At 54.2% G+C, this 21,864-nt stretch carries 21 protein-coding genes; 6 read left to right on the top strand and 15 right to left on the bottom strand.

Going from position 1 to position 21,864, the window contains the following annotated elements:
• Position 1 precedes the first annotated feature (1 nt).
• Positions 2-1,276: a serine hydroxymethyltransferase gene (glyA, locus tag IT893_RS08350; protein WP_197147432.1), complete on the bottom strand. Its 1,275-nt coding sequence runs from the start codon at positions 1,274-1,276 to the stop codon at positions 2-4.
• An 86-nt stretch (positions 1,277-1,362) separates the two neighbouring features.
• Entirely contained in the window at positions 1,363-1,806 is a 444-nt protein-coding gene (gene rpiB / locus IT893_RS08345; RefSeq protein WP_008891111.1) for a ribose 5-phosphate isomerase B, read from the bottom strand.
• A gap of 464 nt (positions 1,807-2,270) precedes the next feature.
• Here rpiB and IT893_RS08340 point away from each other — a divergent pair, with 464 nt between their 5' ends.
• Positions 2,271-2,690, top strand: coding sequence for a MucR family transcriptional regulator (locus IT893_RS08340; RefSeq protein ID WP_008891112.1), 420 nt, complete (start codon positions 2,271-2,273; stop codon positions 2,688-2,690).
• 122 nt (positions 2,691-2,812) lie between these two features.
• Here the strand turns inward: IT893_RS08340 and IT893_RS08335 are convergent, their stop codons facing one another.
• The 10 genes from IT893_RS08335 to IT893_RS08290 form a co-directional block, all read right to left on the bottom strand.
• Complete coding sequence (locus IT893_RS08335) at positions 2,813-3,928, bottom strand: branched-chain amino acid ABC transporter substrate-binding protein (protein ID WP_008891113.1); 1,116 nt, start codon at positions 3,926-3,928, stop codon at positions 2,813-2,815.
• A gap of 206 nt (positions 3,929-4,134) precedes the next feature.
• A complete protein-coding gene (locus IT893_RS08330) occupies positions 4,135-4,491 on the bottom strand; it encodes a DUF6867 family protein (protein WP_008891114.1) in 357 nt (118 codons plus the stop codon).
• 11 nt (positions 4,492-4,502) lie between these two features.
• Positions 4,503-5,213, bottom strand: a complete 711-nt coding sequence (locus tag IT893_RS08325; protein WP_008891115.1) for an ABC transporter ATP-binding protein — start codon at positions 5,211-5,213, stop codon at positions 4,503-4,505.
• A gap of 20 nt (positions 5,214-5,233) precedes the next feature.
• The gene (locus tag IT893_RS08320) at positions 5,234-6,088 is read right to left on the bottom strand and encodes an ABC transporter ATP-binding protein (RefSeq protein ID WP_197147431.1); all 855 of its coding nucleotides are present in this window, start codon (positions 6,086-6,088) and stop codon (positions 5,234-5,236) included.
• The gene (gene livM, locus IT893_RS08315; protein ID WP_197147430.1) at positions 6,085-7,605 is read right to left on the bottom strand and encodes a high-affinity branched-chain amino acid ABC transporter permease LivM; all 1,521 of its coding nucleotides are present in this window, start codon (positions 7,603-7,605) and stop codon (positions 6,085-6,087) included. The genes IT893_RS08320 and livM overlap by 4 nt, the downstream gene beginning before the upstream one ends.
• Complete coding sequence (locus IT893_RS08310) at positions 7,605-8,528, bottom strand: branched-chain amino acid ABC transporter permease (protein ID WP_008891118.1); 924 nt, start codon at positions 8,526-8,528, stop codon at positions 7,605-7,607. The genes livM and IT893_RS08310 overlap by 1 nt, the downstream gene beginning before the upstream one ends.
• A gap of 352 nt (positions 8,529-8,880) precedes the next feature.
• Entirely contained in the window at positions 8,881-9,072 is a 192-nt protein-coding gene (locus IT893_RS08305; RefSeq protein WP_008891119.1) for a hypothetical protein, read from the bottom strand.
• Positions 9,073-9,195: 123 nt separating this feature from the next.
• Positions 9,196-10,086 (bottom strand): 3-hydroxyisobutyrate dehydrogenase, encoded by an 891-nt coding sequence (gene mmsB, locus IT893_RS08300; RefSeq protein WP_197147429.1) that lies wholly within the window; start codon positions 10,084-10,086, stop codon positions 9,196-9,198.
• An 83-nt stretch (positions 10,087-10,169) separates the two neighbouring features.
• Positions 10,170-11,261 (bottom strand): enoyl-CoA hydratase/isomerase family protein, encoded by a 1,092-nt coding sequence (locus tag IT893_RS08295; RefSeq protein ID WP_197147428.1) that lies wholly within the window; start codon positions 11,259-11,261, stop codon positions 10,170-10,172.
• A 3-nt stretch (positions 11,262-11,264) separates the two neighbouring features.
• Positions 11,265-12,404, bottom strand: coding sequence for an acyl-CoA dehydrogenase family protein (locus IT893_RS08290; RefSeq protein ID WP_197147427.1), 1,140 nt, complete (start codon positions 12,402-12,404; stop codon positions 11,265-11,267).
• A gap of 227 nt (positions 12,405-12,631) precedes the next feature.
• Between IT893_RS08290 and IT893_RS08285 the strand changes: the two genes are divergently transcribed.
• From IT893_RS08285 to hemB, 4 genes are all read left to right on the top strand, one after another.
• Positions 12,632-13,918 (top strand): O-acetylhomoserine aminocarboxypropyltransferase/cysteine synthase family protein, encoded by a 1,287-nt coding sequence (locus tag IT893_RS08285; protein ID WP_064781443.1) that lies wholly within the window; start codon positions 12,632-12,634, stop codon positions 13,916-13,918.
• Between the two features lie 132 nt (positions 13,919-14,050).
• Entirely contained in the window at positions 14,051-14,812 is a 762-nt protein-coding gene (locus IT893_RS08280; protein ID WP_197147426.1) for a DeoR/GlpR family DNA-binding transcription regulator, read from the top strand.
• 34 nt (positions 14,813-14,846) lie between these two features.
• The gene (locus IT893_RS08275; protein ID WP_197147425.1) at positions 14,847-16,040 is read left to right on the top strand and encodes an MFS transporter; all 1,194 of its coding nucleotides are present in this window, start codon (positions 14,847-14,849) and stop codon (positions 16,038-16,040) included.
• A 56-nt stretch (positions 16,041-16,096) separates the two neighbouring features.
• Positions 16,097-17,104, top strand: a complete 1,008-nt coding sequence (gene hemB, locus IT893_RS08270; protein ID WP_197147424.1) for a porphobilinogen synthase — start codon at positions 16,097-16,099, stop codon at positions 17,102-17,104.
• Between the two features lie 75 nt (positions 17,105-17,179).
• Here hemB and IT893_RS08265 read toward each other — a convergent pair whose 3' ends face one another.
• Positions 17,180-18,151, bottom strand: a complete 972-nt coding sequence (locus IT893_RS08265) for an HAD-IIA family hydrolase (RefSeq protein ID WP_197147423.1) — start codon at positions 18,149-18,151, stop codon at positions 17,180-17,182.
• Between the two features lie 479 nt (positions 18,152-18,630).
• On the opposite strand from IT893_RS08265, the gene IT893_RS08260 reads away from it, so the two are divergent.
• Positions 18,631-18,789, top strand: coding sequence for a DUF1127 domain-containing protein (locus IT893_RS08260; RefSeq protein ID WP_082923501.1), 159 nt, complete (start codon positions 18,631-18,633; stop codon positions 18,787-18,789).
• A 109-nt stretch (positions 18,790-18,898) separates the two neighbouring features.
• Here IT893_RS08260 and IT893_RS08255 read toward each other — a convergent pair whose 3' ends face one another.
• Complete coding sequence (locus tag IT893_RS08255) at positions 18,899-20,416, bottom strand: malonyl-CoA synthase (RefSeq protein ID WP_197147422.1); 1,518 nt, start codon at positions 20,414-20,416, stop codon at positions 18,899-18,901.
• A 157-nt stretch (positions 20,417-20,573) separates the two neighbouring features.
• On the bottom strand, positions 20,574-21,758 hold the full coding sequence (locus IT893_RS08250) for a type III PLP-dependent enzyme (protein WP_209272184.1): 1,185 nt from the start codon (positions 21,756-21,758) through the stop codon (positions 20,574-20,576).
• Positions 21,759-21,864: the final 106 nt, after the last annotated feature.

Below are 21,864 nucleotides of genomic sequence, written 5' to 3'. Positions count from 1 at the left end.
ATCAGGAATAGATCGGGAAACGCTTGCAGAGGTCTTCAACCTTCGCACGGACGGCGGCCTCGACTTCGGCATTGCCTTCCGGGTTGTCGACCATGGCATCCAGAACGTCACCGATCAGTTCACCGATCTGCCGGAATTCGGCAACACCGAAACCACGCGTGGTACCAGCCGGCGTGCCAAGACGCACACCAGACGTAATCGTCGGCTTTTCGGTGTCAAACGGAATACCGTTTTTGTTACACGTAATGCCTGCACGTTCCAGTGCGACTTCCGCCGTGTTGCCTTTCAGGCCCTTCGGACGCAAGTCCACCAGCATCAGGTGCGTATCGGTACCGCCAGTCACGATGTCAAAGCCGCGTTTAACAAGGACTTCGGCCAGTGCCTTGGCGTTATCAACAACCTGCTGGGCATATGCCTTGAATTCCGGACGCAGCGCTTCGCCAAAGGCAACCGCCTTGGCCGCAATCACATGCATCAGCGGACCACCCTGCAGACCCGGGAAGACGGCGGAATTGATCTTTTTGCCGATCTCGAGGTTGTTTGACAGGATCATGCCGCCACGCGGACCACGAAGGGTTTTATGTGTGGTGGTGGTTACGACATCTGCATAAGGAAGCGGGCTCGGATGAACGCCACCGGCAACCAGGCCTGCAAAGTGCGCCATATCAACCATCAGCAAAGCGCCAACCTTGTCAGCGATTTCACGGAAACGTTTGAAATCGATCTGACGCGGAATGGCCGAACCACCGGCAATGATCAGCGCCGGTTTGTGTTCAACCGCAAGGGCCTCAACCTGATCGTAATCAAGGGTCAGGTCGTCTTCACGAACACCATACTGAATCGCATTGAACCACTTGCCCGACAGCGCCGGACGCGCACCGTGCGTCAGGTGGCCACCAGCATCAAGCGACATACCCAGAATGGTGTCGCCCGGCTTGCAAAGGGCCAGCATCACCGCACCGTTTGCCTGCGCACCGGAATGGGGCTGAACGTTGACAAACTCGCAGCCGAAGATTTCCTTGGCGCGATCAATTGCCAGCTGTTCGGCAACGTCAACATATTCACAACCACCATAATAACGGCGCGAAGGATAACCTTCGGCGTATTTGTTGGTCAGGACAGTGCCCTGTGCCTCGATAACCGCTTTGGAAACGATGTTTTCCGAAGCAATCATCTCGATCTGGTTCTGCTGACGATCAAGCTCGTCGGTAACAGATTTGTACAGTGCCGGATCAGCTTCGGCCAAGCTGGTGGTGAAAAAGCCTTTGAACGACATGCGGGGGCCTCTTTCGATGCGATGTGACGGGGAGCGACCCTTGGGGGCCGCCTGCCCGTTCCGGTTGATGCCAGATGGCGAGAAAATCAGACGGAGCAGGACATTTTTGCGACGCGGCCTTCGTGACGACCGCCTTCGAATTCGGTCGACAAGAAGGTATCAACACAATCAAGTGCCGTGGCTTCACCAATCAGGCGGGCACCAAGGCAAAGAACATTTGCGTTGTTATGTTGACGGCAAAGTTCCGTGGAAAGACGGTCATGAACCAGTGCTGCGCGGATTTGCGGATAGCGGTTGGCTGCCATGCTCATACCGATGCCAGATCCACAGACGAGAATACCCGCCTCGGCCTTGCCATCGATAAGGGCCTTGGCCACTGCCTGCGCATAATCCGGGTAATCAACCGAAGCCGAACCATCTGTGCCCAGATCAAGCACTTCAATCCCGCGCTTTTTCAAGGTTTCAGCAATGGTTGATTTCAGTTCCACACCACCGTGGTCGGAGGCAATCGCAAGGGTTTTGACGGTCATAGGCGTGCCTTTATTCAAAAGCAAAAGTTAAAATTTGAGCGCCTTGTAGCATATAGCGTCGGGGCTGCCAACGCGCAGCTCATGCAAAACAGCAAGTTTTCCAGACAGAACTGACGCAGTAAAACCGTTATGGTTCAAACGCTCCGTATATTGAACACATATGTCAGCTTTAACGCCGTCAACAAGGTCCAAGCAGGTATCAGAATGCCTCCATGGCCGTAAAGTACGATCCAGCCATATAAACAGTATTATTGCGCAATCTGTTTGGTTGTATTTCCTGTATGATCTGAAATTTAAGAGGGTTTAATCATCGCCGCCAAAGCATAAACTTTAATATAACATCCCTATAAACCAAAACAGGGTCTATTAAACAAATAACCTTGTGTTTTTCTGTAGTTTGACTATACCGATTGAATAGTGCATTAAGTTTAATGTGATTTATCAAATGAAGGATTACTTCAATTATGGCTGAAACCGAGAACAGCGTGCTTGATCGCGACGAACTTTTACAGATGACCGTCGACATTGTATCTGCCTATGTCAGCAACAATGCGCTTGCCGCGGCACAGATTCCGGAACTGATTTCGACTGTCTTTGCTTCTCTTGATGATATACACGGTGTTGAAAAAGAACCGGAACAGGAACCGTTGAAACCGGCTGTTCCGATCAAAAAATCTATTGGCGATGATTATATTGTCTGCCTCGAAGACGGCAAAAAGCTGAAAATGCTGAAACGTCACCTGCGCACGACCTATAACCTCACCCCGGAAGAATACCGTGCGAAATGGGGCCTGCCGGCAGATTACCCGATGGTCGCACCGAATTACGCCAAGCAGCGTTCGCAGTTTGCCAAGAAAATCGGTTTGGGTCGCAAGGCGAAATAACGCCTTCCCCGGTCAAATACCGAAAGAAAAAACGCCGCCCTCATTCAGGGCGGCGTTTTTCGTATCCGACTGCAAAAGTCGGGTCAGCCCGGCTCTAGGCCGGACTGACCGTTTGCAGTTGATCACGGATTCTGGATAGCACCGTCGGTGTACTGACCGTCTTTCCAGGTGTAGATCCAGTAACCCGGAGCATCGACGTCGCCTTTGGCGTCAAACGAGATTTCGCCAAGAACGGTGTCGAATTTCTCGGAATGCAGGGCATCTACAACCGGCTCGAAGTCGGTAGAGCCAGCTTTGTTGGCAGCCTGTGCCCAAGCCTGGATCGCGCCATAGGTGAACAGGGTGTAACCTTCCGGCTTGTAACCGATTTCGTCGAAGTATTTGACGAGGTCGGCGTTGCGCGGATCGGTTTCAATTGCAGGCGATGCGGTGAAGATGGTGCCTTCGCCGGAATCACCGGTAATTGCCCAATATTCAAGGGTGTTGATCGCGTCACCAGACATGACCATGGTGTCCATGCCCTGTGCGCGCATCTGACGAACGATCAGACCGAGTTCGGTGTGGTAACCACCATAATACAGAACTTCGATGCCTTCGGACTTCAGCTTGGTCACCAGAGCCGAGTAGTCTTTCTCAGCCGGGGTGATTGCTTCGTAAAGGGCTTCGGTTACGCCGTTCGCATTGAGGTTTTTCTTGGTTTCGTCAGCCAGACCTTTGGAATAAGCCTGTTTGTCGTGAACGATGGCGATTTTCTTGTCGCCATAGTTTGCAGCCAGGTATTTACCAGCAACTTCACCCTGCTGATCGTCACGACCGCAAACACGGAACACGTTGTCCATGTCACGTTCGGTCAACTGCGGGTTGGTCGAAGCCGGGGAAATCTGGATGATGCCCTCTTCGAAGTAAACTTCCGAAGCCGGGATCGAGGAACCAGAGCAGAAGTGACCAGCAACAAGTGCAACGTCTTTGCTAACCAACTGGTTGGCAACAGCAACAGCCTGTTTCGGATCGCAAGCGTCATCGCCGATTTCGAGGACGAGCATTTCGCCGTTCACGCCACCAGCTGCGTTGATGTCAGCAACTGCTTTCTCTGCACCCTGGGTCATCTGTTCGCCAAATGCAGCATACGGACCGGTCATCGGACCAACGGTCGCGACAACGATGTCAGCTTTTGCTACACCCATTGAAAGAACAAGCGCGGAAGCAGTGGCAAGAAGGCCGAGCTTGGTTTTCGACATAAGAGAAGTCTCCCTGTTCCAAAGGTTGATTCCATCACCATGACAGAATCATCTTTTTGGATCTGAAACCGGCCCGTGTTTATCGCCGATTACCGGTTTCAGTTCCCTCGCACCATAGCGCTCCGTATCCGGGACGCATAAGTACAAACCAGATGATTGCCCTTTATCGGGCAATCATGCGGGGACGCGTAACGTCCCCGCAAATATCAGCGAACATCAGCACCTTCGCGGGCGCGATACGCAAACGGACCAACCCGTTCATACAGCCACGGATATTGCGACAGCATCTTGTTCACCTGCGTCAGGCGGAACGCCGCGAAGGTGATTGCAAACAAGATTACCGTATCAAAAATGTAGCCGGAAAGTGAGAGAAGCTCACCTTCAAACAGGGCAAAAACCATGAAGCGGTCAACGCAGCCAAGCAGCAGTGCATAAGGCACAAGCTGCCAGGCCGGACGCCAGGTGTTTGCGATGGCCTGACCGGTCATAAAACCGCAGAACCCCATCAGGATGATGGTCATTCCGATTGTGACACCAATGCTGGTACCCGTAATCGCTTCCATCTCAGAACTCCCTAGTGGCCACCCTCGAGGTAGGCTGCGCGGACTTCCGGGTTTGCCAGAAGTTCCGCACCCGTCCCCGAGAGCGTGATATTGCCATTGACCATCACATATCCACGATGAGCCAGTTTAAGCGCATGGAATGCGTTCTGCTCAACGAGGAAGACCGTCATCTTTTTCTCGCGGTTAATCTTCTCAACCGTTTCGAAAATCTGCTTCACGATCAGTGGCGCCAGACCAAGTGACGGCTCATCAAGCAGAAGAAGACGCGGACGGCCCATAAGCGCACGGCCAATCGCCAACATCTGCTGTTCACCACCAGACATCGTACCGGCACGCTGGTTGATGCGTTCCTTCAGACGCGGGAACAGATCAAACACCATTTCGATATCCGAATTGAAATATTTCGGATCCTGGGTGATCGCCCCCATCTGAAGGTTTTCATAAACCGACATGCGCGGGAAAATACGACGCCCTTCCGGCGACTGCTGAATACCAAGCTGGCAGATCTCATGCATTGGCATGCGACTGATATCCTGGCCTTCAAACAGAATGCGTCCCTTGCTGGCCTGCGGCGAACCACAGCAGGTCATAAGCAACGTGGTTTTGCCGGCACCGTTGGCACCGATCAGGGTGACGATTTCACCTTCATTGACTTCCATATCAATGCCCTTGAGGGCTTCGATATTGCCATAGAAGGTATGAACACCTTCGATTTTAAGCATGGACATATCGATGGACTCCCTCACTGCGCTTTCGGATCAAGATGAAGGTCGGCAGCAACTTCCGGCGGAAGCTCGTCATCCTCTTCTTCGCCAAGATAGGCGCGGATAACAGCCGGATCATTCTTGACGGCTTCTGGATTGCCGTCGGCAATCTTTTTACCGTAATCAAGAACGATCACATGGTCGGAAATCTGCATGACAACGCTCATATCATGCTCGATCAGAAGGCAGCCAACGCCCTGATCATCACGGATGCTCTGCAACAGAACGTTCAGTTCCGCCGACTCACGCGGGTTAAGGCCCGCAGCCGGTTCGTCCAGACAAAGCAGTGACGGGTCGGTGCACATGGCACGTGCGATTTCCAGTCGACGCTGGGAACCATATGGCAGATTACCGGCATTCCAGTCAGCCTGCGCATACAGACCAACCTTCTCCAACCAGAACTCTGCCTTTTCGACCGCTTCCTTTTCCGCCTTGGCATATCTGCCAAGCTTTAACAAACCGGCAAGAGAGAACGCAGAGGCCTCCATCAACCGGTTATGCTGGGCAACGATCAGGTTTTCCAGAACCGTCATCCCGGTAAACAGGCGGATGTTCTGGAACGTGCGGGCAACACCTTTGTTACGTGGAATGCGGAACCCTTCGGTCCGTTCCAGCAACCGCGGGCCATCGTCGGCATGAAGGGTCAGGCGACCCTCGGTCGGGACGTAGAACCCGGTCAGGCAGTTAAACACAGTGGTTTTCCCTGCCCCGTTCGGGCCGATGATCGCTGTAATTTCACGCTTGTTGGCATTGAAAGACAGATCATCAATCGCGACCAGTCCGCCGAAACGCATGGTCAGATGTTCGACTTCAAGCAGTTTGTTGTCGGTCATTTGATTTCTCCGGCAACTTTTTCTTTCTGGCTCATATTGAGCAGAATGGTCGGATCACGGAAGGACAACAGACCGCGCGGACGCCAGAGCATGATGGCAACAATACCTGCCCCGAAGATCAGCATGCGATATTCGGCCAATTCACGGAACATTTCCGGGAAACCGATCATTACAATTGCTGCCAACACGACGCCGATCTGGCTGCCCATGCCGCCCAGAACCACAATCGCAAGAATCACAGCCGATTCAAGGAAGGTGAAGCTTTCCGGGCTGATGAAGCCCTGACGGGTTGCAAAGAACGCACCGGCAAAGCCACCAAACATCGCGCCGATGGCAAATGCCGACAGCTTGGTGTTGGTCGGGTTGATGCCAAGCGAACGGCAGGCGATCTCGTCTTCACGCAACGCTTCCCAGGCCCGCCCGATCGGCAGTTTGCGCAGACGCAGGGTCACGAAGTTCGTCACCAGTGCCAGCACAAGGATCAGGTAGTACAGGAAGATCAGGCGATGCATGGACGAGTATTCCATGCCGAACAACTCGTTAAAGCCAATCGCCCCATCCGGAACACGCCGTGAAAAATCGGCCATACCAAAGAAGCTCGGACGTTCAATCGATGAAATCCCGTCCGGACCACCGGTAAGGTCATACCAGTTGATCAGAACAACGCGGATAATCTCGCCGAACCCGAGGGTCACGATCGCAAGATAGTCACCGCGCAGACGCAGAACCGGGAAGCCAAGGATAATCCCGAAGCTTGCCGCAAAGATACCGGCCAACGGCAGGCACAGCCAGAAGCTCAGATCGAAGTTCTGTGAAAGCAATGCATAAGAATATGCGCCAACCGCGTAGAACGCGACATATCCAAGGTCAAGAAGACCTGCCAGACCAACCACGATATTCAGCCCCCACCCCAGCATGATGTAAATCATCACAAGGGTCGCAAGGTCGATTGCGGAACGGTCTTCGCCAAAGATGAACGGGAAAATGATAAAGAAGATAATCCCGATCAGACCGATTTTCTTGGTGTTCGAACGATACGCCAACTGGATTTTGGACGACAGTTTGGCGCTTTCATCGACATCAGCCGCGGTCTTGTCTTTCATCGTGAAATAGGCCGTGGCAAAAATAATCGCCACAAACGCGATACCAACGATGGTGCTGACGACACTTGAAAACACCATGTCGAGGAAGACCGGCGAAACCCAGCGGTCATCAAGTTCGCGGAAACGTACGAACATTTCAAAAACGGCAACGGCAGAAAGCGTAATCAGAACGGCCTGCCCAAGACGTGAAATGTTCTCGCGGCGGAAAATCAGGCCAAGACGCCCGATCACAGTCGCCCCGATTGCAAGCAGGACAAGGTCCCAACGCACGGCCAGTTCCAGACCGGTCGGACGGTCAACCGTCTCGACACCAAGGAGCATGACCGACATCAACAGCGCGATCACGGCAAAGAACGCAAGTTCCTTGACCACTTCCGAGCCATTGGTACGAGAAGAAGCAAATGCAGAAGACATCAGACTTTCTCCACCTCCGGCTTGCCGAGCAGACCCCACGGACGGAAGATCAGCACAAGAACCAGAATGCCAAACGTTGCGACATCCTTGTATTCAATCGTGAGATACCCCGACCAGAAAGCCTCGATCAGGCCGATCAGAAGACCGCCAAGCATTGCGCCCGGCAAAGATCCGATACCGCCAAGAACGGCTGCGGTGAAGGCCTTAACACCGGCAAGGAAGCCGATATAGAAGTCAATCACGCCGTAATACAACGTCACCATCATCCCCGCGACCGATGCCAGGGCAGCCCCCATGACAAACGTGGTCGAGATGGTGCGGTCAACGTTAACACCCAGAAGGCCTGCCATCGTACGGTCCTGCTCACAGGCACGCTGTGCGCGGCCCAGGGACGTTTTGGCAATCAGCAGCGAGAAGACAACCATCAGCACGAATGTCAGAACGATAATCACGATCTGCATATAGCTGAGCTGAACGTCGAAATTCGCGCTTTCCATCAGGGTAATGCCGCCCTCAACAAGCGGCTGCATCGGTTTCACGCGCGCGCCCTGCGAAATCTGAACGAAGTTTTGCAGGAAAATGGACATGCCGATGGCAGAAATCAAAGCTGCCAGACGGAATGAGCCGCGCAGCGGCCGATATGCGACCCGTTCCACGCCCCAACCATAGACAGAGGTCAGAACCATTGAAACGAACAGCATCAAAAGAAGAGTAAGAGGTAGAATTCCGCTGATACCGGCAGCCTGACAGATCAGGAAGGTAATCAGGGAATGGAACGCACCGATCATATAGATCTCACCGTGCGCAAAGTTGATCATGCCAATAATGCCATAAACCATCGTGTAACCGATGGCGATCAGACCATAAATGGCCCCCAGCGTCAGACCATTGATCAATTGTTGTAGGAAATAAGCCCAATCCATTGCACAACCTTAGATTTGGCACAGACATACAAGGACTTCGCCAGATCAGCAGAAGGTATCAATTCACACACAGATGTAATGATTGGATGAGACACTGTCTCCCCATAGCCCCCTGGCAAACCCGCAAAGCCTCCGTCTTATTGTTATCGGGTAACCCCCGGTTTTAACCCCTTATGCCGGTCATTCTTTTTGCGACCATTACATAAAGAGCGCGATTAGAGCGAGGACATTAGACACACGATTTCAAACCCTGCAAGCCGCTTTGACATTTTAGTGAAAATCACCAAAACAGGATTTGAAATTGGCATAAAACACTGACTTCGAAAGTCACCCACGCTTTATATTGTATAAATTATCCCTTTTTGAGAACGTATTCAAGTTTTTGTGCAGCAACGCGCTTCAGTTGTTCCGGATTCCGGCTGACAGGTCCGGCAACAGTCACTTCCACGCCTGTTTTGCCGTCAATGGCCGTACACCGCAGATAGGTGCCGACTTGCCGAAGCTCAAAATAAATCTCGTTCGAGGTGTTATAGCGTGAGGTCATTGATGCACTGCTGTAATCAAAAATGGACTTGTCTATTGTGCTCCCATTTTCAGACAACGCAACATATAACAAAACGGGCCCGGAAATCCGGACCCGCTCGTTTGGCACCGCTTCTGGGTACTTCTATTTCTCGCCATCCAGCATTTTAACGATGGCCGAAAAGTCCATGCCGCCGTTGCCGCCATTGGAATAAAGCGCATACAGGCTTTCGGCCAACGCCCCCATCGGGGTTGTTGCACCAGATGCCGCTGATGCCTGCTGGGCGAGCTTCAAGTCCTTCAGCATCATATCCACCGCAAAGCCCGGCTGATAATCGCGGTTGGCCGGGGACGTCGGAACCGGCCCCGGGACCGGGCAATAACTTGTCAAAGCCCAGCACTGACCCGATGCCTTTGAAGACACCTCAAACAGTTTCTGGGCATCCAGACCAAGGCGCTTTGCCAGCATGAAGGCCTCGGAAACCGCGATCATGCTGACACCAAGCACCATGTTGTTGCAGATCTTTGCCGCCTGCCCGGCACCGCTGTCACCGGCATGAATGATATTGCTGCCCATGCCCGCCAAAATAGGCTGTGCACTGGCAAAGTCCGCCTCAGATCCACCAACCATGAATGTCAGCGTACCTGCCGCCGCACCGGCCGTCCCGCCAGAGATCGGGGCATCAACAACCCCAAGGCCTGCCGCACGGGCCAGCTCGGCTGCCTTGCGGGCCGAGTCCACATCAATTGTCGAACTGTCGATCAGAACGGTGCCCGGCTTGGCATGTGCAATGACACCGTCCGACCCATCATAAACGCCCAGCACGTGCTTGCCCGCGGGCAAAACAGTGACAACAAATTCGACATCACTGGCCGCTGCGCCGACCGATGCCGCCTTTGAGGCACCGGCCTCCACCGCCTTTGCCACCGCATCCGCCGACAGATCAAAGACCTTGACCGCATGTCCGGCCTTCACAAGGTTGGCCGCCATCGGGCCGCCCATATTGCCCAGACCGATAAAACCGATATTCGCCATTTGAAGTCTCCTCTGACACCCTGTCTGGGTGTTTTGTTCTGATTTATGGTGATCTGGCAGGGTGATATTCCCTGCCCAATGGTCTAAAGATTAAGCTCTTTGTCTTTTGGCAGTTTTTCGAAATATTCCGCCACTTCGCGTGGATCGACCTGACCGATATCGCCATGCTGCCATTTCGGCGCGTGATCCTTATCAACAATCACCGCCCGCACACCTTCAAACAGGTCCGGCTTGCACACCATGCGCTGCGACAAGCGATATTCCATGTTCAGGACCTCTGCCAGCGACATATCGCCCCCCTGACGGATTTGCTCGAAACTGACGCAAAGGGATGTCGGCGATTTGCCCAGCAACGTCTCAAGGGTCTCTGTGCCAAATGCGCTGGCCGCATTCCGCAAGGCTTCAAAGATCGCCGCGACACTGTCACCAGCAAAGCAATGATCGATCTCGCTGCGAATTTCTGAAAGTGGTGCTGAACCGAACGGCGTTTCATGCTTATTGAGGATATCCTCGGCAATGGCAAAGCCATCACTGTCCCACGCTGCACTTGCCAGTGCACCCTTGATGGCATCCAGTTTCGCACTTTCCGCCCCATGGGTTGCAAGTCCGGCATAAAGGCAATCTGCGGCCTTGATCCGCGCCCCGGTCAAACCAAGGTACATCCCGATTTTGCCAGGACACCGCGGCAGGAAATATCCCCCGCCCACATCCGGGAAAAATCCAATGCCGGTTTCAGGCATGGCAAACAACGTCCGTTCGGTCACGACCCGGAATCGGCCATGGATTGAAACCCCGACACCACCGCCCATGGTGATCCCGTCCATCAGTGCGATATAGGGCTTTGGATAGTTAGCGATATAGTGGTTCAGGTGATATTCCCGACGATAGAACGCATCAAGCATCTCTTCGTCATCAACCTTGCGGGCATCATAAAGGCCGCGGATATCACCACCCGCGCAAAATGCCTTTTCACCCATCCCTTCAATGATGACGACCTTCACCGAAGGATCCTGTTCCCAGGATTTCAGCTGCGCCAGCATCATATCGACCATCACCAGATCAAGCGCGTTTAGCGCCTTGGGACGGTTCAACAGGATACGCCCAACCGGCCCGTCCTGCGAAAACAGAACCGGTGCGTCTGCGGTCTCGTTCGGCGAATTTGAAACTGTGCTCATAACCTAGTCTTTCAGGGCTGCACGCGCGATGATCAGGCGCATGATTTCATTGGTACCTTCAAGGATCTGGTGCACGCGCAAGTCACGCAAAAGCCGCTCGATGGGGTATTCGCGAATATAACCATATCCGCCATGAAGCTGCAGCGCTTCGTTACAGACATTAAAGCCGACATCGGTGGCAAACCGTTTGGCCATCGCACAGAACTGCGTGGCATTATCGGTCTTGTGATCCAGCTTCCATGCCCCTTTATGCAACATCAGCCGCGCGGCTTCGAGTTCGGTCACCATATCAGCAAATTTGAACTGCAATGCCTGAAACTGATCCAGGCTTTTGCCAAACTGCTTGCGGACTTTCATGTGTTCGCGGGCATGTTCCATTGCCGCACGCGCACCACCGATCGAACAGGCCGCGATATTTAACCGCCCGCCATCAAGGCCCTTCATGGCGAATTTGAAACCTTCGCCCTCTTCGCCCAGACGGTTTTCGACCGGCACCTTGCAATTACTAAAGATAACGGCGGCGGTCGGCTGACTGTTCCAGCCCATTTTTTCTTCAAGCTTGCCAAATGATAGCCCCTCGGCATCCTTTGGCACGATAAAGGTCGAAATGCCTTTCGGGCTGTCATCGCCAGTACGCGCCATGACGACATAGATATCGCTGCGCGATCCACCGGAAATAAACGCCTTCTCGCCATTCAGTATATAATGATCGCCATCGCGTTCGGCCCGGGTGCGAAGCGACCCGGCATCTGATCCTGCCCCCGGCTCGGTCAGGCAATAACTTGCAAAATGCTCCATGGTGACCAGTTTGGGCAGATATTTCGCACGCTGCGCATCATTGCCAAACGTATCAATCATCCAGCAGGCCATATTATGGATCGAAATATACGCCGCTGTTGACGGGCAAGCCGCCGCAAGCTCTTCGAAAATGACAGCAGCATCAAGGCGCCCAAGCCCTGTGCCACCATGTTCTTCGCCGGTATAGATCGCGGCAAAACCAAGTTCGGCTGCCTTGCGCAGGGTTTCTTCGGGAAAGGTATGATTGGCATCCCAGTCGCCCGCATATGGCGCCATTTCATTCTGCGCGAAATCACGCGCAGCTTGGGCAAATGCCTGCTGATCTTCAGACAGGTTGAATTCCATTGGATCGCCGCCTCTTTTGATTTTCTATTTTCCCTTTACGTAAACGTGAAATCTGCTGCTTGTCAATTCATTCGGTATAATCGTACCGAATTATCACAATTCTCATCCTGAACGCCCATCACGTGCATAGCACTCTGGCATTTCGCCAAATCTTCCTTGCGAATACAGGGCCGCTGCGCATACCCTCCTCGCCTCAGGAATCACAATAAATCAGGGAAACAGTCATCATGTCCTCGACCAAGCCGGAAACAATTGTCCTTCACGCAGGCTACCGTGCCGAACCGACAACCGGTTCTGTCGCCGTCCCGCTCTATCAAACCACCAGTTATCAGTTCCGCGACACCCAGCATGCCGCAGACCTTTTTGCGCTTAAGGAACTGGGGAACATCTATACCCGCCTGATGAACCCGACCAATGATGTACTTGAACAGCGCGTGGCGGCCCTTGATGGCGGTGCTGCGGCGGTCGCACTGGCATCGGGCCAGGCGGCCTCGACCTTTGCGGTGCTGAACATCGCGCAGGCGGGCGACAACATTGTCAGCTCAACCGACCTTTATGGTGGCACCTGGAACCTGTTTGCCAACACCTTCAAACAGATGGGCATCGAAGTCCGCTTTGCCGATCCGGCCGATCCGGAAAACTTCCGTCGCCTTGCCGATGACAAAACGCGTGCGTTCTATGCCGAAACCCTGCCCAACCCGAAACTGCAGGTCTTCCCCATCCGCGAAGTTGCCGATATTGGCGATGACCTTGGCATTCCGTTGATCGTTGATAACACCGCCGCCCCGGTCATCTGTAAACCGATCGACCACGGTGCAAGCATTGTGATGTATTCGACCACCAAATTCATTGCCGGTCATGGCACCTCGGTCGGCGGCATCGTTGTTGATTCGGGCAAGTTTGATTGGGAAAAACACGCCAAACGCTTCCCGCTTCTCAATGAACCGGATCCCAGCTATCACGGTGCTGTCTGGACCGAGGCTGTCAAACCGATCGGACCGGTGGCATATGCGATCAAACTGCGCTGCACGTTGCTGCGCGACGTTGGTGCTGCGGCATCGCCATTCAATTCCTTCCAGACCATTCAGGGTATGGAAACCTTGCCGCTTCGGATGGAACGCCATTGCGAAAACGCGCTCAAGGTTGCCGACTTCCTGGCATCCCACCCGAAAGTCACCAAGGTCATCCATCCCAGCAAACAGGATGGCGAGGCCCGTCGTCGAGCGGACAAATACCTTAAGGGTGGTCTGGGCTCTTTGATGGGCTTTGAGCTGGCAGGCGGCAAAGATGCCGGCGAGAAATTCATCAACTCGCTGGAGCTGTTCTATCACGTGGCCAATATCGGCGACACACGGTCGCTTGCCATTCACCCGGCCACCACGACTCACAGCCAGCTCTCAGAGGAAGATCGCCTGTCATCGGGTGTGACTGATGGCTATGTCCGTCTGTCGATTGGCATCGAACATATTGACGACATTCTGGCGGATTTGACCCAGGCGCTTGATAAAGCCTGATAAACCACCAAAGACTGCTTTACGGACAAACCGGTCAGACCTTCGTCTGGCCGGTTTTTCTATTGACGCTTTTGCATGTCCGGGCTAACCAATATCGGCAATACATGCACAACATGTAAAACAGGCATATCGATGTCGAGCGTTTCAAGCCGTCAGGACGAAATCCAGAAACTTCTGCGCAGTCAGGGCACGGTTCATATCCACGATCTGGCCGCCCTGTTTCACGCATCCCTTGATACCATCCGCCGCGATCTGCGCCAGATGGAGGAAGAGGGTTATTTGCGCCGCATTCATGGTGGTGCGGTCCTGCCCAATTTGGCACAGGAAAGTTACGCGGAACGGGCGCAGGAACTGCAACCCGAACGGACTGCCATCGCCCAAAAGGCCGCACGTGAACTGATCCCCGATGATTGCGTGGCGTTTTTCGATAGCGGCACCACCGTTTGTGAAGTTGCGCGCAACCTCAAACCATCCTTTCGCGGCACGGTGATTACAGTCAATCCGATGATCGCGGTCGAGCTCGCCAGCCATCCGAATGCCGAGGTCATCATGTTGGGTGGCACGCTACGCAAAACAGATATGGTGGTGTGCGGCCCGACGACCCTTGATCAGCTTAGAAACTTTAATGCCGATATCGCACTGCTTGGCACCTGCGCGCTTCACCCGGAGGCAGGCCTTTCGACCAGCAGCACCGAAGAACGCGCCACCAAGGCGGCCATGATCGCCCAATCGGCCGAAGTCATTGCCATCACCACCGCCGACAAACTTGAAACCAGTTTGCCGCACCGGGTCTGCGACATTGATGCGATTTCCCATCTGGTCACCGGGCGCAAACTTTCAAACGGCTATCTTGCCAATTACACCCGGCGTGGTTTGAACGTCATTCAGGCCTGATCGCCTGCCCTCGCCTTGCGGAGAAACTTGTTAAATGCAAACCCACGCCACTGCCCATAACCGGGTGCGCGCCATCTTCTTTTTGCATGGTGCCGCTTTTTCAAGCTGGGTGCCGCATATCCCGCTGGTGCAGGAACGCCTTGGCCTTGGACATGACGAACTTGGTGGCATATTGCTGGCGGCGGCCATAGGGGTGCTTGCCGTGATGCCGATCGCCGGAAGACTGGCAGACCGGTTTGGCAGCGAACGCGTGGTGCGCTATTCGGGGCTGTTTTATTTCATCGCGGTCGGCGTGCCCGCCTTCATGCCAGATTATCTCAGCATTTCGATTGCGATGTTCGCACTGGGCTTTTCCGGTGCCTTTCTGGATGTCGCGATGAATGCCAATGGCCTGCAGGTCGAGCGCGTCAAGGGCCGCAGCATCATGTCCGGGTTACATGGTTTCTGGAGTCTCGGTGGCTTTGTCGGCGCAGGGATTGCCGCCGCCTGGTTCGCCCTGCCCATTGGCAATGAATTCCATCTGCCAATCGTGCTTTCTCTTTTCCTGATTGCGCACATCATCGCACAAGCGGGACTGCTGTCGGATCAGGCAGCAACGGAACATCTGTCTGGCCCAAAGGATGCCCGCCAAACCACGACCGCAAAGACCAAGGATCGCAATCTGTTCCTGATGCTGTTGCCATTCGGGGTCTGCGCCTTTATTGGCCAGTTCGGTGAAGGTGTCCTGACTGACTGGGCGACGGTATTCATGAATTCCGAGCTTTCGTCTGGTCCGACATTGGCCGCCGTCGGCTTTGCCATCTATTCCTTTGCCATGGCCGCCACCCGCTTGTCCGGTGATGCACTGGTCACCCGGTATGGTCGCGTGCCGGTATTGCTGACAAGTTCGGTGCTGGCATCCCTTGGCACCCTTGTTTTGACCTTGTCTCCCAATATCGTCATCGCCTGGATCGGCTGCGGGATTGCCGGCATGGGGCTTGCGGTGATTCTGCCGCTGTTGCTGTCTGCGGCGTCCCAGACAACGGGCAAAGGTGGTGGTGCGGTTGTTTCGATCATTGCCGCAACCGGCTATTCCGCCATCATGGCCGGGCCACCGGTGATCGGTGCCATTGGTGAAGCCCTCGGGCTGGTCACGGCCTTTGCCCTGACATCGGCATTCCTGGCCATGATTATCCCGGTTTACCTGTTAACCATGCGCAGGCGTTTGCAAATTGCGGCCAATGGTTGATCAACGGCGCAATCTGTCCCATAAATTGCCCAGCCTCACATTATAGAGAACAGATCATGGTCAACAAATTCGCCTATGGCACCTTCCCCAGCACCCGGCAGCGCCGCAACCGCATGACCGACTGGTCGCGCCGCATGGTCGCGGAAACGCGGTTGACCTCCCATGATCTGATCCTGCCTGTCTTTGTCATTGACGGCAAAAACGAACGCACCCCGATCCCGTCCATGCCCGGCGTTGAACGCCAGTCGGTCGATATCTTGGTTGAAACCGCCAAACATGCCGAAAAGCTCGGCATTCCGGCCCTTGCCCTGTTTCCCTATATCGATGCCAGCCTGAAAACCAAGGACGCCCGCGAAGCCTATAACCCCGACAACGTCGTGTGCCGCGCGGTCAAGGCGATCAAGGATGCCTGCCCCAATCTGGGCGTCATCACCGATGTCGCGCTGGATCCCTTCAACGCCGACGGACAGGACGGCATTGTGGTCGACGGTCAGATCCTTAATGACGAAACGACCGAGGCCCTTGTCCGTCAGGCCCTTGTTCAGGCGCAGGCAGGCTGTGACGTGGTTGCCCCGTCGGACATGATGGATGGCCGCATTGGCGCGATCCGCAAGATCCTCGAGGAAGCAAATCTCAAAAACGTTCAGATCATGGCCTATTCGGCCAAATATGCATCCGCATTTTATGGTCCGTTCCGTGATGCGATTGGTTCGGCCAGTGCACTTGGCAAGGCCGACAAGAAAACCTATCAGCTGGATCCGGCCAACAGCGATGAGGCGATGCGCGAAGTCGCCTATGACCTTGATGAAGGTGCAGACTCGGTCATCGTCAAACCGGGCCTGCCATATCTTGATGTGCTTTATCGCGTCAAACAGGAGTTCGGCGTGCCGGTCTTTGCCTATCAGGTCTCGGGCGAATACGCGATGATGCGTGCCGCCGGGCAGAATGGCTGGCTTGATTATATCGGCTGTGCGATTGAAACCTTGTCCTGCTTCAAGCGTGCCGGGGCATCGGGTGTTCTGACCTATAGCGCGATTGAAGTTGCCGAGGCACTGGAAAGCTGATCTTTGTGGCACCACGACAAGCAACAAAAAAGGGCCTCAATCGAGGCCCTTTTGTTTTGGGAGGCGAGTATCAAATCATGCGGACTTTGCCGCAATGCCATCCGCATCATCTTCAATGCCATGGCCAATCGCCCGCGCGCAGAAATGCGGACGCAGGCCGGATCGGGCAAACACGCCTTCGATATCCTGTCCATCAAGGAACCCGCCCTGATGGACCAGAAGGGTTTTGATGCCCGACGCCAAACCACCCAGCACATCGGTATGCACCGTATCGCCGACCATCAGCACACGACTGCGATCAACACCGGGATGACGTTTCAGGACCTCCTCGAACACATGGTGATACGGTTTGCCAACACATTGCGGCATGACACCGGATGCATCGCCCGCAAGATGCGCGAAATAGCCCGACTCAACCGACAGGAAATCACCCATCGGCGCACAGATATCGGGATTACCGACCAGAACCGGCCGCGGATTATCCTTAAGGCTCTGTTCCAGAAGGGCTTGCTGGATATCGGTCCAACTATCGGAGTCAATCAACAGGAACCCGCCAACCGCATCATAAAGCGCAGGATCACTGCCAAGCGGCTCCACCCGACCGGGCAGAATATCAAACGGCCAGTCGGTCGGCGCCATTGCCCCCCAATGGGTGATGTCGGCATACTCGCCCATCAGCGGGGCGACAAACTGCTGGCTGCTGATCAGGCTGTTATTGTCAAAATCAAAGCCGCGTTTGCGATGACGCGCCAGAATAGCCTCGCCGGAGCTTGAGGCATCATTGGTGACAACCGCAATCTTCTTGCCCATTTCCTGCAATGTCGCGACCGTCTTGACCGCACCGGGAATGGCACTTTGTCCGCTATTTAGCACACCAAAGGCATCAAACACGATCAGATCAAACTGATCGGCAATCGCCAGAAGGTTGTCGACATAATCGGTTGCAGCCGGAACGGCATCGGGTGCGACCTGTGGCAGACGCGGTGCATAGCGCAAATAGGCATCCAGGGCCTGCGCAAAATCCAGTTGCAACCGATTGGCACTCATCGTCATTTCTCCCACACGAACGGCACGTTATTAAAATTCCGGCGTATTCAAACCGATTAGCGCGCTAATTACACCCAAAATTATTCGCAACACCACAAACGCCGATAATCAACCTCAAGGCATCACGCAACTTCATTACCCATGCATCATACGCATAGCAATAAAAAGCATCAAATCTGCGTCAGTCATCCACTCTAGAACAGTTAACGAGAAATTTCAGGGATTTCTGCGCTTTTCAATCCGCAGACATGCAAAAAACGCATTGGATTATATCCGCAATCACCCTTAGATTGCCCTCACGAAATGAATAGGACGTATCGACTGATGAATGCGCCACCAAGCAGTTGATCATTCGATACATCCCATGCAAACCGACACGTCAAACCAGCTAACTATTCCTGTGCGGAATATCTCGGTGAGAACATGCCGGTTAACTGAACAGACGCCGAATAATCGGCCGGTTTGAAATAGGTGATGAAATGATCGTAACCAAGATTTTTGCTTTCCTTCGCGCTCTGCGCGTTCAGTACCAGACCCAGAATGCGCTGCGTAAGCTTGATACGCGCGAACTGGCAGACATCGGTCTGAACCGCGACATGATCGATGATGTAGCACACCGTGTTGCTTTCGGTCGCTAAGCCACGACCGTAGCGTCCATGAGGAAGACCCCGACAGAGCATCTGTCGGGGTTTTTCTTTGTCCGGATTTTGGGATTGCCGCGAAAAGATCCGCTTTGCCTGCTTCGTCTTAGTTGGCAAACAGGGCCTTGTGCTCTTCACGCAGGACATTCTTCTGCACCTTGCCCATCGCATTACGCGGCAGTTCATCGACAAAGAACACGCGCTTGGGCACCTTGAAGTTGGCAAGCTCCGACTTGATCGCGGCAATCACGCCCTCTTCGCTTAAGCTGCCTTTTTCTTCCGGCACGATCACGGCTACAACCGCCTCGCCAAAGTCGGGATGTTGAACGCCAATCACGGCACTTTCAACAACGCCCTCCATCTTGTCGATCAGGGTTTCGATTTCCTTGGGATAAACGTTAAACCCACCGGAAATGACCAGATCCTTGGCCCGCCCGACAATATGGACATAGCCCTTGGCATCGATCTTGGCGATATCACCGGTGATAAAGAACCCGTCTTTACGGAATTCCTCGGCGGTTTTTTCGGGCATCTGCCAATAACCGGCAAATACGTTCGGTCCGCGTGCTTCCAGCACACCAATCTCATCCGTACCCAGAACATTGCCGTCTTCATCACACACGCGCACTTCGACATCTGGCAATGCCGGGCCAACGGTATGAACGATGCGTTCGCCGTCGAGCGGATTGGAGGTCGCCATGCCCATTTCCGTCATGCCATAGCGCTCCAAAAGCGCCTTGCCTGTCCGCTCCTTGAAAGCCGTAAAGGTCTCTGGCAGAAGCGGCGCAGACCCGGAAATGAACAGACGCATGTTTGCGGTGACATCCTTGGTAAAATCATCGCCCGACAACAAACGCACATAAAATGTCGGAACGCCCATCATCACCGTGCTGCGTGGCAAAAGCGCCATCACCTGGTCACGATCAAATTTCGGCAGGAAGAACATCCTCGATCCCGACAGCATCACACAATGGCACGCAATGAAAAGCCCGTGGGTATGGAAGATCGGCAAGGCATGAAGCAGGGTATCGTCGGCCTTAAAGCCCCAAAGCTTTTCAAGCGTTGATGCGTTGGACCACAGGTTCATCTGGGTCATCATCGCACCCTTGGGCTTGCCCGTTGTGCCCGACGTATAAAGTATGGCTGCCAATTCATTGTCTTCGCACGCGACCGGCGCAAAATCCGATGCTTGCGATGCCGCCCCATCCATCAGGCTGCCCTCAGACTGCATGCCCAGTGTCAGAACATGCGCAACGCCCTGCTCGTCCGCGATGGCCTTGACCTCATCTTCACGATGGGGCTGACAAACAAAGATCACCGGCGATGCGTTATCCATGAAATAGGCAAGTTCGCCCGCCTGATAGGCGGTATTCAGCGGCAAATAAACAAGGCCGGCACGAATGCAGCCAAGATAAAGAAACAATGCTTCGGGGGATTTATCGACCTGAACGGCAACCCTGTCGCCCTTTTTCGCACCAAGCGACGTCAGAAGACCGGCAATCTGGGCCGATGCTGTGTTGGCATCGCCATAGCTATAGGTCTTGCCATCAGGCGTCTCAATCAGAACTGATGACAGATCGGCCGGAAACCGGTCACGGATGCGCATGAAAAGGCTGTTGGTCACTGTACTGCTTCCCCGAGAATTCGTTTTGACCGGCAGGTTTCCCTGCCGGTCTTTTCTGCGGGCAGCATAGTGCAACCAACCATTATTGGTAAACAAGTACCTTTTTACCGCAATGATCGATTTTGTCTGTCAGCCAGACTGTTTTTGCCTTGCGGCACTAGTCCAGCGCAACCGACGGGAACTCCCCGTCAATATACGGGAACGCCTCACTGACCGTCACCTGCACCTCGGGATGGAAGCCGTTGAAATGGGTGGCCAGCGCATTGCTATATGCCCCGATGTGACCAAACTCGATCCAGTCGCCTTCGCGGATATCGGCAGGCAAGGTCACGGTCGCCGGCAAGACATCCATATTGTCGCAGGTCGGCCCATAGATGGTGAATTCCAGTGTTTCTTCCGGATCGAAATCACCCTCAATGCGCAGCGGACGCACCGGATAACGCAATTGCCCGGTCACGGTTTCCGACAGGCTGCCGTAAACACCGTCATTGATAAACAGCGTATCTTCCTTGCGCAGGTGAACCTGCGTAATCAGGGAAATACCGCTCGATACCAGCGCCCTGCCCGGTTCGCACATATAGGTCGTATCGGGCATATCAAGCCAGCGGATACAATCCTTGATCTCGTCCATGAACTCTTCAAGGCTGGCACCACGCTGGTTCATATACTGGCCGGGGAAACCGCCGCCAACGTCGATATGCTTGACCTTCACACCGGAAAAATCAACCACCTGACGGATAAGTTCGACCGCGATCCGATACCCGGTCGGTGTCGTGCATTGCGACCCGACATGGAAACACAAGCCCGCATGGTAACCGTATTCATCAACCTTCTTCAAAAGCTCGGCCGCCACCATCGGGCGCGCACCAAACTTGGCTGACAGGTTATAGGTCGCACCGGCTGGCGGTGTTGCAAGCCGCACATGGATCACCAGGTTCGTGTCGCCCTCGGTTTCCTCGCGAATTTTCTCAAGCTCTTCGGCAGTATCGATCACATAATGATCAATCCCGAACACCCGATAGGCATTGCGGATGGCATCGCGGCTTTTGACCGGATGCATGAAATAGGCCTTCATCCCCGGGAATTGGCGCCGCACGATAGAAATTTCCTCAGGCGAAGCGGTGTCAAAATGACGCACCCCGCCTTCGTGAAGATATCGCATGACCTCCGGATGCGGATTGCATTTCACCGCATACAGGACGTCTCCCGGGAACATTTCGACAAAGCGCTGCGCTGTTTCTCGAAGAATATTGGGTCTAAGGCAATACACCGGATAGGAAGGCTTGAGTTCCTTAACAACATCGAACGTCGTATCGAAATGACGTGGCACAATATACTCCATCGTTTACCAATATCAGGCGCCCAGACACGTACCGCCGCCGGGCTGGCCTTTGAGTTAGGGTAACAGCCCTCTTGTCGCCTGTCATGCGACTTGCATGTGCACGACG

It is taken from the genome of Thalassospira sp. A40-3 (genome assembly GCF_015871485.1).
GTDB classification, from domain to species: Bacteria; Pseudomonadota; Alphaproteobacteria; order Rhodospirillales; family Thalassospiraceae; genus Thalassospira; species Thalassospira tepidiphila.
The sequence above is the reverse complement of the archived record's forward strand: the minus strand, read 5'-3'. Positions and strand labels throughout refer to the sequence as shown.

Coding starts and splice junctions, on each gene's coding strand:
- IT893_RS08265 (WP_197147423.1), bottom strand. CDS start 18,151: ATGAGTGCCAATCGGTTGCAACTGGATTTTGCGCAGGCCCTGGATGCC.
- IT893_RS08330 (WP_008891114.1), bottom strand. CDS start 4,491: ATGGAAGCGATTACGGGTACCAGCATTGGTGTCACAATCGGAATGACC.
- IT893_RS08295 (WP_197147428.1), bottom strand. CDS start 11,261: ATGAGCACAGTTTCAAATTCGCCGAACGAGACCGCAGACGCACCGGTT.
- IT893_RS08335 (WP_008891113.1), bottom strand. CDS start 3,928: ATGTCGAAAACCAAGCTCGGCCTTCTTGCCACTGCTTCCGCGCTTGTT.
- IT893_RS08285 (WP_064781443.1), top strand. CDS start 12,632: ATGTCCTCGACCAAGCCGGAAACAATTGTCCTTCACGCAGGCTACCGT.
- mmsB (WP_197147429.1), bottom strand. CDS start 10,086: ATGGCGAATATCGGTTTTATCGGTCTGGGCAATATGGGCGGCCCGATG.
- IT893_RS08275 (WP_197147425.1), top strand. CDS start 14,847: ATGCAAACCCACGCCACTGCCCATAACCGGGTGCGCGCCATCTTCTTT.
- IT893_RS08325 (WP_008891115.1), bottom strand. CDS start 5,213: ATGCTTAAAATCGAAGGTGTTCATACCTTCTATGGCAATATCGAAGCC.
- IT893_RS08310 (WP_008891118.1), bottom strand. CDS start 8,528: ATGGATTGGGCTTATTTCCTACAACAATTGATCAATGGTCTGACGCTG.
- IT893_RS08260 (WP_082923501.1), top strand. CDS start 18,631: ATGATCGTAACCAAGATTTTTGCTTTCCTTCGCGCTCTGCGCGTTCAG.
- glyA (WP_197147432.1), bottom strand. CDS start 1,276: ATGTCGTTCAAAGGCTTTTTCACCACCAGCTTGGCCGAAGCTGATCCG.
- livM (WP_197147430.1), bottom strand. CDS start 7,605: ATGTCTTCTGCATTTGCTTCTTCTCGTACCAATGGCTCGGAAGTGGTC.
- IT893_RS08340 (WP_008891112.1), top strand. CDS start 2,271: ATGGCTGAAACCGAGAACAGCGTGCTTGATCGCGACGAACTTTTACAG.
- hemB (WP_197147424.1), top strand. CDS start 16,097: ATGGTCAACAAATTCGCCTATGGCACCTTCCCCAGCACCCGGCAGCGC.
- rpiB (WP_008891111.1), bottom strand. CDS start 1,806: ATGACCGTCAAAACCCTTGCGATTGCCTCCGACCACGGTGGTGTGGAA.
- IT893_RS08320 (WP_197147431.1), bottom strand. CDS start 6,088: ATGACCGACAACAAACTGCTTGAAGTCGAACATCTGACCATGCGTTTC.
- IT893_RS08290 (WP_197147427.1), bottom strand. CDS start 12,404: ATGGAATTCAACCTGTCTGAAGATCAGCAGGCATTTGCCCAAGCTGCG.
- IT893_RS08250 (WP_209272184.1), bottom strand. CDS start 21,758: ATGGAGTATATTGTGCCACGTCATTTCGATACGACGTTCGATGTTGTT.
- IT893_RS08305 (WP_008891119.1), bottom strand. CDS start 9,072: ATGACCTCACGCTATAACACCTCGAACGAGATTTATTTTGAGCTTCGG.
- IT893_RS08280 (WP_197147426.1), top strand. CDS start 14,051: ATGTCGAGCGTTTCAAGCCGTCAGGACGAAATCCAGAAACTTCTGCGC.